This is a genomic window from Variovorax sp. GW460-12-1-14-LB1 (assembly GCF_059423605.1).
In genome coordinates this window covers 91,238-105,193 of the sequence record NZ_JBWKYF010000015.1, presented here as the reverse complement: position 1 = coordinate 105,193, position 13,956 = coordinate 91,238, and the positions used below count along the sequence as shown (strand labels likewise).

General features: G+C 68.5%; 14 protein-coding genes. 3 read left to right on the top strand and 11 right to left on the bottom strand.

Annotated features, from left to right (window positions below; translation table 11 throughout):
• Both AC07Y4_RS10765 and AC07Y4_RS10760 read left to right on the top strand, forming a co-directional pair.
• The coding region (locus tag AC07Y4_RS10765; RefSeq protein WP_495274518.1) for a hypothetical protein at positions 1-215 on the top strand (215 nt) is incomplete at its 5' end.
• Between the two features lie 177 nt (positions 216-392).
• The gene (locus AC07Y4_RS10760) at positions 393-794 is read left to right on the top strand and encodes a hypothetical protein (RefSeq protein WP_447747098.1); all 402 of its coding nucleotides are present in this window, start codon (positions 393-395) and stop codon (positions 792-794) included.
• On the opposite strand, the gene AC07Y4_RS10755 is transcribed toward AC07Y4_RS10760, so the two are convergent.
• Genes AC07Y4_RS10755 through AC07Y4_RS10710 form a run of 10 tightly spaced genes read right to left on the bottom strand, consistent with a single transcriptional unit; the run spans position 757 to position 11,915 of the window.
• Positions 757-1,473 (bottom strand): EthD domain-containing protein, encoded by a 717-nt coding sequence (locus AC07Y4_RS10755; protein WP_495274517.1) that lies wholly within the window; start codon positions 1,471-1,473, stop codon positions 757-759. The two genes, AC07Y4_RS10760 and AC07Y4_RS10755, sit on opposite strands and share 38 nt — an antisense overlap.
• The gene (locus AC07Y4_RS10750) at positions 1,470-2,654 is read right to left on the bottom strand and encodes an NADH:flavin oxidoreductase/NADH oxidase (RefSeq protein WP_495274516.1); all 1,185 of its coding nucleotides are present in this window, start codon (positions 2,652-2,654) and stop codon (positions 1,470-1,472) included. Before AC07Y4_RS10750 ends, AC07Y4_RS10755 begins: the two co-directional genes overlap by 4 nt.
• 9 nt (positions 2,655-2,663) lie before the next feature.
• Positions 2,664-3,587: a DMT family transporter gene (locus AC07Y4_RS10745; protein WP_495274515.1), complete on the bottom strand. Its 924-nt coding sequence runs from the start codon at positions 3,585-3,587 to the stop codon at positions 2,664-2,666.
• Between the two features lies 1 nt (position 3,588).
• Complete coding sequence (locus AC07Y4_RS10740; protein WP_095746773.1) at positions 3,589-4,557, bottom strand: MBL fold metallo-hydrolase; 969 nt, start codon at positions 4,555-4,557, stop codon at positions 3,589-3,591.
• 28 nt (positions 4,558-4,585) lie between these two features.
• Positions 4,586-5,296: an ABC transporter ATP-binding protein gene (locus AC07Y4_RS10735; RefSeq protein ID WP_492730914.1), complete on the bottom strand. Its 711-nt coding sequence runs from the start codon at positions 5,294-5,296 to the stop codon at positions 4,586-4,588.
• A 20-nt stretch (positions 5,297-5,316) separates the two neighbouring features.
• Entirely contained in the window at positions 5,317-7,098 is a 1,782-nt protein-coding gene (locus AC07Y4_RS10730) for a branched-chain amino acid ABC transporter ATP-binding protein/permease (RefSeq protein ID WP_495274514.1), read from the bottom strand.
• Positions 7,095-8,018: a branched-chain amino acid ABC transporter permease gene (locus AC07Y4_RS10725; RefSeq protein ID WP_062469725.1), complete on the bottom strand. Its 924-nt coding sequence runs from the start codon at positions 8,016-8,018 to the stop codon at positions 7,095-7,097. The genes AC07Y4_RS10730 and AC07Y4_RS10725 overlap by 4 nt, the downstream gene beginning before the upstream one ends.
• Positions 8,019-8,075: 57 nt before the next feature.
• On the bottom strand, positions 8,076-9,275 hold the full coding sequence (locus AC07Y4_RS10720) for an ABC transporter substrate-binding protein (protein WP_062469728.1): 1,200 nt from the start codon (positions 9,273-9,275) through the stop codon (positions 8,076-8,078).
• A gap of 60 nt (positions 9,276-9,335) precedes the next feature.
• Entirely contained in the window at positions 9,336-10,112 is a 777-nt protein-coding gene (locus AC07Y4_RS10715) for an SDR family NAD(P)-dependent oxidoreductase (protein WP_062469731.1), read from the bottom strand.
• 48 nt (positions 10,113-10,160) lie between these two features.
• On the bottom strand, positions 10,161-11,915 hold the full coding sequence (locus AC07Y4_RS10710) for an FAD-dependent oxidoreductase (RefSeq protein WP_495274513.1): 1,755 nt from the start codon (positions 11,913-11,915) through the stop codon (positions 10,161-10,163).
• A 191-nt stretch (positions 11,916-12,106) separates the two neighbouring features.
• On the opposite strand from AC07Y4_RS10710, the gene AC07Y4_RS10705 reads away from it, so the two are divergent.
• The gene (locus AC07Y4_RS10705; RefSeq protein ID WP_070062752.1) at positions 12,107-12,904 is read left to right on the top strand and encodes an IclR family transcriptional regulator; all 798 of its coding nucleotides are present in this window, start codon (positions 12,107-12,109) and stop codon (positions 12,902-12,904) included.
• A 304-nt stretch (positions 12,905-13,208) separates the two neighbouring features.
• Here AC07Y4_RS10705 and AC07Y4_RS10700 read toward each other — a convergent pair whose 3' ends face one another.
• On the bottom strand, positions 13,209-13,955 hold the full coding sequence (locus tag AC07Y4_RS10700) for a lysophospholipid acyltransferase family protein (RefSeq protein ID WP_095948045.1): 747 nt from the start codon (positions 13,953-13,955) through the stop codon (positions 13,209-13,211).
• Position 13,956: the final 1 nt, after the last annotated feature.

Sequence of the window (13,956 nt, the reverse complement as noted above, 5' to 3'; positions counted from 1 at the left end):
GCCCCAAGAGAACGACCAAAGGCGCGGCGACCCGGCTCCAAAATCTAGACAGTCTCATGGCATCAATTCAATTGAAATATTTGGTCACCGCATCTTATCGGCAGCACCCATCGATCTATAAAAAAGAAAAAAACGGCATCAATGGAATTGATATTTTTGTTTTCAATGCAGGTCCATTGAGCCACCCCGGCCTTCCAAACACGTTTGGCTATTGAGTACAGGGCGCAGTCGCACTTCGCTTGATCAGATGGCGCCGGCCAATGTGTACGCCCCGCCCCGCGCAGCGACGAGATTTCAATCGACGACCCGACGGCGCGCCGGACTACTTTTGGATGCACCGCGTAACGGCATGCTGTCCTTCGTAGCAAGAGACAAGCAACAGGGGGCACACAATGAACAAGACCGAGGCCTTGGCGGCCATGGTGGAAGTGGCACGGATCGGGCGCGGCATGACGCCTGCCGATGCACTCACGCAGCTGGGCGAGCTGATCGCGCAGGAGTCGCCGGACGATCCGGCGCATGACGTGAAGGTCGAGAAGCTGCTGCGCCTCGGCGCCTGCATCTGGTCATTGCGGCGCGGGGTGTTCCTGCCCGAGCCGCCCGGGCGCAGCGACGAAGCGGAGGCTGCGCCGGTGCAGCGACCCCGCGAGATCGCGCCCATCGGCACGGTGCCCGCGCGCGCATCGCACCCTGTCTCGCACCACCCGGTGATCCCGGCCCTGAGCACCTCGGTGCACTACGGGCTCGCGTCGGCCTTCACACCACCCGAAACTCCTCCACCACAAAGGCCGTGATCTCCGCCAGGAAGGTCTTCGCGTGCGCCATGGTGCGCTGGCCTTCGGGCGAGGCGAACGCGGCGTTCAGCGTGTCGGTGTTCTCGAACCACAGTTCCACGATGCCGTCGATCGGCAGCTCGGCGTAGCCGCAGGGCGTGCCCTTCTCGAACTCGCGCGCAACCACCACGTTCTGGCGGTAGCCGGCCACGCCGGGCATGCGGCGCACGTGGTCGGCGTGCACCTTCCATTCGCGGCGGAAGTCTTCTTCCGACTGCGCGACCGGGCGGCGCAGGGTCGAGATGCGCTTGAGCATCGCCGGCCCCGCCGACGATGCAGGCGGCGGCGCGATGACCTCGGTCTGCTCGACCGTCACGATGTGCAGCCCACCCAGGAAGTGACGCTCGTCGGCGCGGATCTCCGTCGCCAGCTCGCCGGTGTTGAAGACCGCATCGGCCTGCGCCGCCGCATCGAACTGCAGCTGCGAGAAACCATCGAAGTCCCACGGTCCGCGCGCGAAGTCGATGCCGCGCTGCAGCCGGTCGGTCACGCGGTTCTGGCGGTAAGCGCGCAGCGTGGGCAGCCGCGCGACAAGCGGGCCGTGGCGTTCGCGCCAGTGGCGGCTGAAGGCCTCGTCGGTCCAGCCGGGCTGCTTGCGGATCAGGCCCATGCGCAGGGTCGTGGTCGTGGGTTCGGTCATCGGTCGGTCTCCTTGTGGGGTGGCGCGTTCTGCGCTTCGGCGCGCGCACGCGCCAGGCCGGGCGCACGCTTGACGAGCCACACGCCGTGGCGCACGGGCCAGCGCCGGTACTGCGGATCGGCGCCGAGCGCGGCGGCCGCGTGGTGCGGCCAGTAAGGGTCGAACAGGGCTTCGCGGCCGAGCGCGACGAGGTCGGCCTGCCCGGCGGCGAGCACGGCCTCGGCCTGTTGCGCGTCGACGATCATCCCGACGGCCTGCGTGACCACGCCGGCCTCGCGCCGGATGCGCTCAGAGAAAGGCACCTGGAAGCCCAGGCCGCGCGGCACGGGCAGCGCGCGCGTCTCTTCGGTGAGGCCGCCCGAAGAGCAATCGATCACGTCGACGCCGCAGCGCTTCAGCTCGCGCGCGAGCACCACCGAGTCGTCGAGACTCCAGCCGTCGAGCGTGCCGTCCACGGCCGAGAGACGGCAGAACAGCGGCTTGCCAGCGGGCCATGCGGCGCGCACGCGCTGCGCGATTTCCAGTGCGAGCGACATGCGGTTCTCGCGGCTGCCACCGAGCGCGTCGTCGCGGTGGTTGGCATTGGGCGACAGGAAGCTCGCCACCAGGTAGCCGTGGCCGAAGTGCAGCTCGACCACGTCGAAGCCCGCCTGGTCGGCGCGCACGGTGGCATCGACAAAACGCTGCACGACCTCGGCCATGTCCGCCGCATCGAGAGCGCGCGGCGCCGACCAGCCGGGGCCGGCCGCGAGTGCGCTGGGGCCCAGGCGCTCCCAGGGTTCTTCATCGGCCGCCATGCGCGCCGGGTCGATGGCCGCCCCGCCCTCCCACAGCGGCTCGCTGCCGGCCTTGCGGCCCGCATGCGCGAGCTGCACGCCGATGGCGCTGCCTTGCGCGTGGACGAAATCGACCACGGCCTTCAGCGGTGCGATCTGGCTGTCGTTCCACAGGCCGAGGTCGGCGGTGCCGATGCGCCCGCGCGGATCGACGGCGGTGCTCTCGGTGAGGATCAGGCCCGCGCCGCCGAGCGCGAACTTGCCCAGGTGCACCAGGTGCCACGGCGTGGCATGGCCGCGCTCGGCGGCGTGCTGGCACATGGGCGAGATGACGATGCGGTTGGCCAGCGTGAGCTCGCGCAGCTGCAAGGGCTGGAACAGCAGGGGAAGAGATGAATCAGGCATGTGAAGGAATCAAGGGGCCGGCGCAGCCACGGGCCGCGTGCCGAGCCAGGTGCCGCTCATCACCGCGGCAAAGCCGAACAGGTGCCACCACGTGAGCACTTCGCCCAGCAGCAGCGCCGCGAACAGCACGCCGAACACCGGCACCCAGTAGAGAAAGACGGCCGTGCGCGCCACGCCGATGACGGAGATCGCACGGTTCCAGATGAGGTTGCCCGCGGCGGTGGCCGCGATGCCCGAGAACAGCACCAGCGCCCACGGCCACAGGCCGGGAAAGAGCTGCGCCGCGCCGAGCCGCGACGGCCCGAGCAGGGTGTGCACCACGAGCATGAACGTGCCGATGAGGTAGATGACCCAGCTGATCGACAGCGGATCGATCTGCCGCGCCAGCCGCTGCACGCCCACGCCGCCGACCGCGAAGCTCACCACCGACAGCGCGAGCATCAGGTCGCCGATGCCGGCGCTCGACAGCCCCGCGCCCGGGTGACTCAGCACCACCGCCGCCACGCCCGCGAAGCCCAGCGCCACGCCCACCATGCGGCGCGCCGTGAAGCGCTCGCCGAAGACCAGCGCGGCCATCAGCGCCGACACCAGCGGACTCAGCGCCATGATGAGCGCGCCGTTGGTGGCGGTGGAGCGCAGCAGCCCCTGCGCGAACAGGATCTGGTTGCCATAGACCATGAGGAAGGCGCAGCCCGCCATCACCGCGAGCTGCCGCGCCGTGAGCCGGGGCACGCCGCCGCGCCGCCACAGCACGATGGCGCTGAGCGCGATGCACGCCACGCCCATGCGCAGCGCCGCGAGCGGCAGCGTCTCGAAGGACGCAGTGAGCGCCTTCACGGCCGAGACGTTCACGCCCCACACGAGCATCGCGAGCAGCATCCAGCCCTGCACGGACGCGGGCGTGGCGCCGTGCGAGGGCGCAGGTTGGCTCACCTTAGCTTTCGAGCGCGTTCCACATTTCGATGTCGCGCTCGGCCGTCCAGATGCGCGGGTGCACATGGCCAGTCGCCTCGTCGTAGGCGCGGGTCACGTCGAAGGGCATGCAGTGGTCAAAGATCACCCAGTGGCCGTAGGTCGGGCGCAACGCGGCCACGGTTTCCTTGTAGATCACGTTGAGCGACTTGCCCTCGGCCACGCCGTTGTTCACCAGCGTGTAGACGTCGGAGATGAAGGCGCGCGTGGAGGCGATGGCCTTGCGCACGTCGGCGGCGTTTTCCAGTGCGGCGCCGCGGCCGGGCACCAGCTTCTCGAAACCGAAGCCGGCCAGGCGGTCCAGCGTTGTGGGCCAGTCGCGGAAGTAGCAGTCGCCCGCGTAGGCGGTGCTCTGGTATTCGACGAGGTCGCCGGCGAAGCAGATCTTCTGGTCTTCGAGGTAGGCGATGGTGTCGCCCTTGGTGTGGCCGCGGCCGACCTGCGCGATCTTCACCTCGAGCTTCTTGCCCAACCACACGCTCATCGTGCCATCGAAGGTCATGGTGGGCCAGGTGAGGCCAGCGGGCACCGACTCGACGTTGCGGAACAGGCGCGGGAAGCGGCCGATCTCGCTGGCCTTGTCCTGCTCGCCGCGCTCGACGATCAGGTCGTAGGTGTCGCGGCTGGCCAGGATCTGCTCGGCGCCTTCCTTGAAGTACGCCGACGCGCCCAGCACGCGCACCGCGTGGTAGTGGCTCAGCAGCACGTACTTGATGGGCAGCGGCGTGACTTCGCGGATGCGGCGGATCACGTCCTGCGCCATCGCGGGCGTGGCCTGGGTGTCGACCACCATCACGGCCTCGTCGCCGATGAAGACGCCGGTGTTGGGGTCGCCCTCGGCGGTGTAGGCGTAGGCGTTCTCCGAGAGGCGGGTGAACGAGACCTTCTTTTCTTCGAGGTCGGCCTGGCTGGCGAATTTCTTGGTGGTCATGAGTGGTCCTTTGATGTGAGCGATGAATTCAATGCGTACCGAGGTACGCGGACTTCACCTTGGGGTTGTCGAGCAGCTCGCGGCCGGAGCCTTCGAGCGTGATGCAGCCGGTTTCGAGCACGTAGGCGCGGTCGGCCACGCCCAGCGCCTGCTTGGCCATCTGCTCCACCAACAGGATCGTGAGACCCGAGCTGCGCAGCTGGCGGATAGCGTCGAAGATGTCCTTGATGATGAGCGGCGCCAGGCCCAGCGAGGGCTCGTCGAGCAGCAGCAGGCGCGGCTCGCTCATGAGCGCGCGGGCAATCGCGAGCATCTGCTGCTCGCCGCCCGACAGCGTGCCGGACAGTTGATGCGCGCGTTCTTTCAAGCGTGGGAAGCGCGCGAACTCGCGTTCGATGGCGCGCTCCACGAAGGCCTTGTCGCTGCGGCGCGAGTAGGCGCCCAGCATCAGGTTCTCGCGCACGGTCTGGTCGGGGAACACGCCGCGCCCCTCGGGCGACAGCGCCACGCCCAGGCCCACGCGCTGGTGCGCGGGCACGTGCGTGCAGTCCTTGCCGTCGATGAGCACGCGGCCTTCGGCCACGGGCTCCAGCCCGACGATGCTCTTGAGCAGCGTGCTCTTGCCGGCGCCGTTGGCGCCGATGATGGTGACGACCTCGCCCGCGCGCACTTCCAGGCTCACGCCCTTGACGGCCTCGATGGCGCCGTACGAGACCTTCACCGATTCGATTTTCAACATGATGGTTTCGGTCCTCTGGCTCAGGCGGGCACGGCGGCCATGTCTTCTTCGTCGTCCACGCCCAGGTAGGCCTCGACCACGCGCGGGTTCGACTGCACCTCGGCCGGCTTGCCTTCGGCGATCTTCACGCCGTAGTCGAGCACGATCACGTGGTCGGAGATCGACATCACGAGGTCCATGTGGTGCTCCACCATCAGGATGGACACGCCGCACTTTCCGATGCGCACCAGCAGTTCGCCGAGCTCGGCGGTTTCCTGCGGGTTGAGGCCGGCGGCGGGCTCGTCGAGCAGCAGCAGCTGCGGCTCGGTGGCCAGCGCGCGCGCCAGTTCCACGCGGCGCTGCAGGCCGTAGGACAGGCTGCCGGCGGGCCAGTGCGCCAGGTGGCCCAGGCCCACGAGGTCGAGCAGCTGCAGCGCGCGCTCGCGCGTGGCGCGCTCCTGCTTGCCGGCCGTGGGCCAGGCCACGAGCGACGACAGGAAGCCGTTGCTCATGCGGCTGTGCCGCCCCAGCATCACGTTGTCGAGCACCGAGAGGTCGGCGAACAGGCGCAGGTTCTGGAAGGTGCGGCCCATGCCCAGGCAGCAGATGGTGTGCGCCGGCTGGCCCACGATGTTGCGGCCCAGGAAGCGGATCACGCCCGCATCGGGTTCGACCACGCCGGTGAGCATGTTGATCATGGTGCTCTTGCCGGCGCCGTTCGGGCCGATGAGCGCATGGATGTGGCCGCGCTGCAGGCGGAACGACACGTCCTGCGCCGGCTTCACGCCGCCGTACGACTTGGTCACGCCCTGCACCACCAGCAGCTCGCCTTCGCCGCCGGGACCGATCTGCCCCGGCACGCCGTTGCCGGCCGCCCCTTCGCCGCGGTGGCGCGACTTCAGGAACCACTTGTTGAACAGGCCCACCACGCCGCCCGGCATCACGTACAGCGCGAACAGCAGCAGGAAGCCGTACAGGAAGTGCTGCGCCGAGGGCCAGCGCGCGAGCAGCGCGTCGGTCGCCGTGAGCAGCACCGCGCCCACGATGGGGCCGTACATCGAACCCGCGCCGCCGAACAGCACCAAGAGCAGGATGAAGATCGACAGGTGGAAGGTGATGAAGTCGGAGTTGATGTACTGGTTCTGCTGCGCCACGAGCGCGCCCGCGATGCCGCAGGTGACGGCCGCGACCACGAAGGCCATGACCTTGGCGCGGTACACGCGCACGCCCACCGACGACGAGGCGATCTCGTCCGCCTGCAGCGACAGCAGCGCGCGGCCGAAGCGGCCCTTCAGCAGGTTGCGCAGCAGCAGGTGCAGCGCGGCGCTGAGCACGATGCCCAGGATCACCCATTGCACGCTGCTCAGGGGCTGGCCGTTCCAGGTCAGCGGGCGGATGCCGTAGATGCCCTGCGCGCCGCCGAACACGTCGGTCCATTCGCCCACGAGCTTCTCGACCACGATGCCGAAGGCCAGCGTGACCATCGCGAGGTACGGGCCCTTCACGCGCAGCGAGGGCAGCGCGATGAGCACACCGCACACGCCAGAGACAACCGCCGCGATCACCAGCGCGAGCCACGGGCTCAGCTCGGTGCGCGAGGTGATGAGCGCGACCGCATACGCGCCGGCCGCGAACAGGCCGGCCTGGCCCAGCGATTTCTGGCCTGCGTAGCCGACCAGCACGTTCATGCCGGCGGCGCACAGGTAGTAGACGCACATCATGAAGGCGATGCGCAGGTAGTAGTCGTTGCCGGACAGCGAGACCAGGCCGCACAGCACAGCCGCCACCAGCACCACGGCGGCGGGATGGGCGAGGCGCTTCATACCTTCTCCACCGTCGAGCGGCCGAACAGGCCCGTGGGCCGGAACGCCAGCACCAGGATCACGAGCGCGAACACCGCCACCTCGCGCCACTGCGCCTGCCAGAGATTCACCATCGACTCGAGCACGCCGAGCAGGAAGCCGCCGATGACACAGCCGCGCGGGTTGCTCAGCCCACCGATCATGGCGCCCGAGAAACCCTTGAGCCCCACGGTGAGCCCCATGAACAGCGATGCCTGCGCGATGGGCGCGAGCAGAAAGCCCGACAGCCCCGCCAGCGCCGAACTGACGACGAAGGCGCCGATCATCATGGCGTTGGTGTTGATGCCCATGAGGCTGGCGACGTTGCCGTTCTGCGCCACGGCGCGCATGGCCTTGCCGATCATGGTGCGGTTCATCACGCGGTCGAAGCCGATCATCACGACCACGGCCACGCCCAGCGTCAGCAGTTCCTGCGGGCGCACGCCCACGCCGAACATGCGGATCACGGTGTCGCCCACGGGCGCGGGCACCACCACGGGCTTCGGGCCCCAGATGGCCAGGCCCACGCTCTGCAGGATGACGCCGAAGCCCAGCGTGCTCATGACCCAGGCCATGCCCGGGCGGCCCGCGAACGGGCGCACGCCGAGCACGTAGAGCAGCCAGCCCAGGAGGCCCATCACGCCGAGCGCGGCGACCAGCGCAAACAGCTGCGCGCCCGCGCCGGGCACGGCGTCGCCGAAGGTGGTGGAACTGAGCGGCTTGCCCAGCACGAGGAACAGCGCGCTCATGCCGATGAACGCACCGGCCGAGACGAACTCGCCGTGCGAGAAGTTCAGCGTCTTGGTCGTCGTGAACGTGATGCTGAATCCCAGCGCCACCAGCGCATAGGCACCGCCGACGGCGAGCCCGCTGATGAGCGCCTGCAGGAGCGCTTCAACCATGGTGTGTATCTCCGTTGCGGAACGGGGCCGTGCCCCGCTCCTTTTGGTCTCAGACGTTTATTGCTTGAAGTCAGCCGGCTTGAGCGCACCGATCAGCGCGTCGCTGTAGGGCAGCAGCTTGCCGTCCTTCCAGCGGATCCAGACCAGGTCCTTGGCCGTCAGGGCTTCGTGGTTGGTCTTGCTGAAAGGCTTCTCGTAGGTCTTGAGCACGCCCTGCACCGGCGTCTTCAGGTCTTCGAGCGCCGCACGCACGGCGGCGCCGTCGGTGCTGTTGGCCTGCTTCATGGCCTGGGCCAGCAGCAGCACCGAGTCGTAGCCGTGCAGCGCGAACGAGAACGAGCCCGGTGCCTTCAGCTTGCTGCCGATGCGGTCGAACAGCTTCTGCTGCACGGGCGTGCGCGTTTCGCTCACAGTGCGCATGAAGATCGGCTTCTCGGCCAGGGCCTTGCCGGCCGCGTCGTAGAAGGTGATGTTGTCGGCCGCCCACGAGGTGAGCGTCAGCGGGAAGTAGTTGATCTTCTCCATGCTGCGCACCAGCTGCGCGATGGGCGTGCCCTGCGCCCACACCACCACGGTGTCGACGTTGGCGGCCTTCATCTTGGACAGCTGCGAGGTCATGTCGGTGTCGCCGACGCCGAAGCGCTCGGTGGCCGCGATCTTGATGTCCTGCAGCTTGGCGATTTCTTCCATGTCCTTCAGGCCGCCCTGGCCGTAGCCGGTGGTCTCGGCCATGAGGCCCACGACCTTGGAGCCGGCCGTGTTGCGCTTCACGTAGGCCATCAGCGCAGCGACCTGCTCGCGGTCGACCATCGAGACGCGGAACATGTAGTTGTCGGCACCGGCGCTCATCGGCTTGGTGATGTCGGTGCCCGAGCCCACGTTGCCCAGCACGGGGATCTTCTTCTGGTTGGCGATGTGCTTCCAGGCCATGGCGTTGCCCGAGTTGGTGGGGCCGAACACGGCGACGACCTTCTCGTTGTCGACCAGGTCGCTCATGTTCTGGATCGACTTCGGCGGCGCCGAGACGTCGTCGCGCGTGACCAGCGTGAACTTCCGTCCGAGCGCGCCGCCGGCGGCGTTCAGGTCGGCAATGGCCGCTTCCATGCCCAGCACCGCGGCCTGGCCGCTCTGCGCCGAAGGCGAAGCCGAGAGGTCGCCGTTGTAGCCGAGCTTGATGTCTTGCGCGTAGGCGCCTGCCGAGAACGCAGCGAAGGCGGCGGTCGCGAGCAGGGTCTTGTACAGACGGATCGTTTTCATTCTTTGTCTCCTAAGGGTTGACGGACGGGGAACGGGAAATCGAAAAGGAAGAGGCGTGGCTCAGACGGCGAGGAAGCCGCCGTCCACCGGCAGCGTGATGCCGGTGACGTAGCGCGACATGTCGCTGGCCAGGAAGATCACCGGGCCCACCAGGTCTTCGGTCTGGCCGACGCGGCCCAGCGGGATGCGCGTCATGAACGACTCGAGGCGCTGCGGGTTCTCGCGCGTGGCGGCGGTCATGGGCGTCTCGATCACGCCGGGTGCCAGTGCGTTCACGCGCACGCCGGCCGGCGCGAGCTCCTGCGCCAATGACTGCGTGAGCATCTTGATCGCGCCCTTCGAGGGCGAGTAACCCAGGCTCGCGGCCTGCCCTGCATAGGCGGCGATGGAGGCGATGTTGATGATCGAGCCCTTCGTCTGCTTGAGCACGGGGATGAAGGCCAGCGTGGTGTTGAAGGTGCCGTGCACGTTCACGTCGATGGTCTTCTTCCAGTTGGCCGCGGCGTTCGGGCTGCTGGTGGTCTCGCGGATGATGATGCCGGCGTTGTTCACCAGCAGGTCGACGTGGCCGACCTCTTGCGCCACGCGCGCGGCCAGTGCCTGGCAGGCCTCGGGCGCGGTGACGTCGAGCACGAACGACCAGGCCTCGCCGCCTTCGGCGCGCACCAGTTGCGCGGTCTCGGCCACGGTGGCTTCGTTCATGTCGGTGACGACGACGCGCGCGCCCGCCTGGGCCAGGCCGAGCGCGAGCGCGCGGCCGTTGCCCTGGCCGGCGCCGGTGATCAGCGCGAGACGGCCTTCGAGCAGGCGCGGTGCGACGTGAGGAGGAAAGGGCATGGTCGGCTCCTTGGGTTGAATGCGTGCGTGCGTTGAATCGGAACGGGGTCAGGCGCCGCGCGGCACGGCCACGGCTTCGCGCTGCTCGACGTGCAGGGGCGCGGCGGCTTCGGCCTGCGCGACCTGCAGGCCTGCGACGTAGCCGAAGGTGAGCGCCGGGCCGAGCGTGATGCCCGCGCCGGGGTAGTTGCCGCCCATCACGCTGGCCGCGTCGTTGCCGACGGCGTACAGGCCCTTGATCGGCTGACGGTCGGCGTCGAGCACGCGCGTCTTCTCGTCGGTGACGAGGCCGGCGAAGGTGCCGATGTCGCCGATCACCAGCTTGATCGCGTAGTACGGCCCGTTGTCCAGCGGCGCGACGCAGGGGTTCGGCGTGACGTTGGCGTCGCCCTGGTAGCGGTTGTAGGCCTTGCTGCCCTTGCCGAAGGCGGGGTCGTCGCCGGTGCGCGCGCCTTCGTTGAACGCTTGCACGGTGGCTTCGAGTGCGGCGGGGGCGATGCCGATTTCCTTGGCCAGCTCGCCGATGCTCGCGCCGCGCTTGAGGTAGCCGGTCTTCAGGTGGCGGCCGATGGGCAGCGGCGCGGGCGCGACGCAGCCCAGGCCGTAGTCGCGCAGCGCCTTGTGGTCGCACAGCAGCCAGGCCGTGACCTCGGGCTCGCCCTCGCAGGCCTTGACCATCGCCTGCACGAAGTCGTGATACGAGTTGCCTTCGTTGCCGAAGCGCTTGCCCTTGGGCGTGACCGCGATCACGCCGGGCTTGGCGCGGTCGATGAAGTGCGGCATGACGCCCTTGCTGCCGTCGGGGCGCGTGGTGACCGAAGCCGGCACCCAGGCCGCGGCGTGCGGGATGGTGCCGTCGACGCGGCCGCCCACGGCTTCGGCCAGGCGCAGGCCGTCGCCGGTGTTCGTGGAAGGCGACGGCGAGTAATGCTCCTTGCCCGTCGGTGCGTGCGGGAACAGCTGCTTGCGGCGCTCCACGTCGTACGGGAAACCGCCGCAGGCCAACACCACGCCGCGTTTGGCGGTGATGCGCACTGTCTTGCCTTCGTGCTGCACCACGGCGCCCGAGACGCCGTCGTACTCGACCACGAGCTTCTTCACGGGCGACGAGAGCCACACGGGAATGTCCAGGTCCATCGCGGCCTTGGCCAGGCGGCCGGCCAGCGCGTTGCCGTTGGTCAGCGTCATGCCGCGGCCGTGGCGCACCACGTCCAGGAAGTGCCGGGTCAGGCGCTTGGTGACGTACCAGAACGAGGTCGGCGACTTGAAGGCCCGCATGAAGTGTTTGATCTCGGGGCCCGAGCCCAACATCATCCCGAACACCGTGAGCTCGGGCAGCGGCGGCGCCAGGTGCTTGATGCGCGCACCGAGCTCGCGGCCGTCGAACGGGCGCGTGACCATCGAACGCCCGCCGGGCTGGCCGCCGGGCGCTTCGGCGTGGTAGTCGGGGAAGACGGCCGGCATGTCGAACTGCACGCAGGTGTTGCGCGTGAAGAAGTCGATGGCCTTGGGGCCCATGTCGAGGAAGGCGCCCACGCGCGCCGCATCGAAGTGCGTCGTGGTCTCGTGCTTCATGTAGTCGAGCGCCGCACCGGGCGGCTCATGGATGCCCTGCTCCGTGGCCAGGCGCGTGCCCGGAATCCACAGCCAGCCGCCCGAGCGCGCGGTGGTGCCGCCGAAGCGCGGCTCTTTCTCGACCACCAGCACCTTCAAACCCTGCGACGCCGCCGTGACGGCGGTGGCCATGCCCGACGCGCCGCTGCCGACGACGAGGACATCGCATTCCCACGTGTTCTGTTCCATCTCTGCCTCTGTTCGCTCTCGTGTTGTGTGTACGACTTAAGTTGCGGCGGAGTGTAGGCAGCGATGTTGATATGGTCAAGTCGTTTAGTTACTATCAGATGATCAGTCATCGTCGATTGAACACGACAATATCAGTAGAAACCCTGATGGCTATACTCGCTCCCACTCTCAACCCCCACGCCGGGCGCCCCATGGAAAAGCCAAGACGTGGCATTCAATCCGTCGAAATCGGAACGCAATTGCTGGTCGCGCTCGGCCGGCACGTGGCGCCCATGGCGCTGCGCGATCTCGGCAAGGCCGCCGGCGTGCCGGTCGGCAAGGCGCACCCCTACCTGGTGAGTTTTCTGAAGGTCGGCTTCGTGGTGCAGGACGGCACCGGCCGCTACGAGCTGGGCCCGCTGGCCCTGCAGCTGGGCCTGGCCAAGCTGCAGCGGCTCGACCCGATCAAGGAAGCCTCGCCCCTCATCGAAGCGCTCGCGTCGGAGACCGAGCAGAGCATCGCGGTCGCGGTCTGGGGCAACTTCGGGCCGACCGTGGTGCGGCTGGAAGAACCGATCCACCCGCTGCACGTGAACCTGCGCACCGGCACCGTGATGTCGCTGGCCTACACGGCCACGGGCCGGCTGTTCGCGGCCTACCTGCCGCCGAAGGTGGTGGAAAAGATGATGCTCGAAGACCTGGCGCGCACGCGTCCGGCCGACGGGCGCGGCGCCAGCGAAGAGCTGTCGAAGTCGCAGATCGAAGCGCTCCTGGTCGAGACGCGGTTGCACGGCATCTCGCGCACGCTGGGCCAGCCGATTCCGGGCATCGACGCCTTCTGCGCGCCGGTGTTCGACTCGACCAACAACCTGGTGCTGGGCATCACGGCCATGGGACCCGAGGCCACCTTCGACAGCGACTGGAACGGCCGCGTGGCCGTGCCGCTGAAGGCCTGCGCACTCGAAATCTCGCGCCGCCTGGGCTTCGTGCCCACCGACGAAGCGGGCTGAACCGCCGGCCCGTGCCGTGTAGGCAGGCGCTCACGCGCTTGGTTTGCCTTATCCCGCACGCGCGGGCCGCAGACGCGGCCACCGTAGAGGCCTACCTACCTCACGGAGACCGGTCATGAAAAGCATCATCCTTTGGCTCTGCGGCGTCCCGCTGATCGTGATCATCGGGCTGAAGGTGTTCGGCATTCTCTGACCGGCCACGCGCCACGACGAACGATCCCGCTTCCTCCTCACGGCGCTTCTTGCGTCGTTACAGCGCCCCTCCCGGGGCGCTTTTTTTGCGGATCGATCCGGTCAGTGCCGCTCAGTGGGTATTGCGCCGCAGCTGCTGCACGTCTTCATGCAGCGAATGCGCCCAGCTGCGGCGCTCGCGGCTGTACGAAGGCTGCGGCTCGCCGAAGCGCACGATGGCCAAAAGCGGCGGCGCGCGCAGCGTGTTCCACACCGAGGCCAGCAGGCTGTCGTCGTCGATGTAGCGCGGCGCTTGGCTGGTCTCGCCGGTGGCGGCGTCGGCAAAGCGCAGCGCGGCCGGGATCACCGGCGCGCCCGAGGAAATCGCGGCCTGCAGCAGGTTGGCGTGGAACGGCAGCAGCCCGCGCCCGTCGCTCGTGGTGCCTTCGGGGAACACGCCGATCAGGTCGCCGCCGCGCAGCGCCTCGGTCATGTGGTGCACCACGCGCATGGCGTCGCGCCGGCGCTCGCGCTCGATGTAGAGCGTGCCCGAGCCGGTGGACAGCGTGCCGATCACCGGCCACTGCTTGACGTCCGACTTCGACACGAAGCGCACATGGCGCGCCGCATGGATGGCGGTGATGTCGAGCCACGACAGGTGGTTGCAGATGAGCAGCGCCGGCCCGTGCGCGGGCGGCTCGCCCTGCACGCGCAGCGTGACGCCCATGATCTGCAGCATGCGCGCCGACCAGGCCTGCACGCGCGCGTTGCGCTCGTCCTGCGGCAGGCGGGGGAAGGTGAAGCGGATCGTCCACCAGCCCGACAGCGCATGCGAGGCCGCATGCAGCAGGCGCCAGCCGGCCTTCAACGAGTGCAGCATC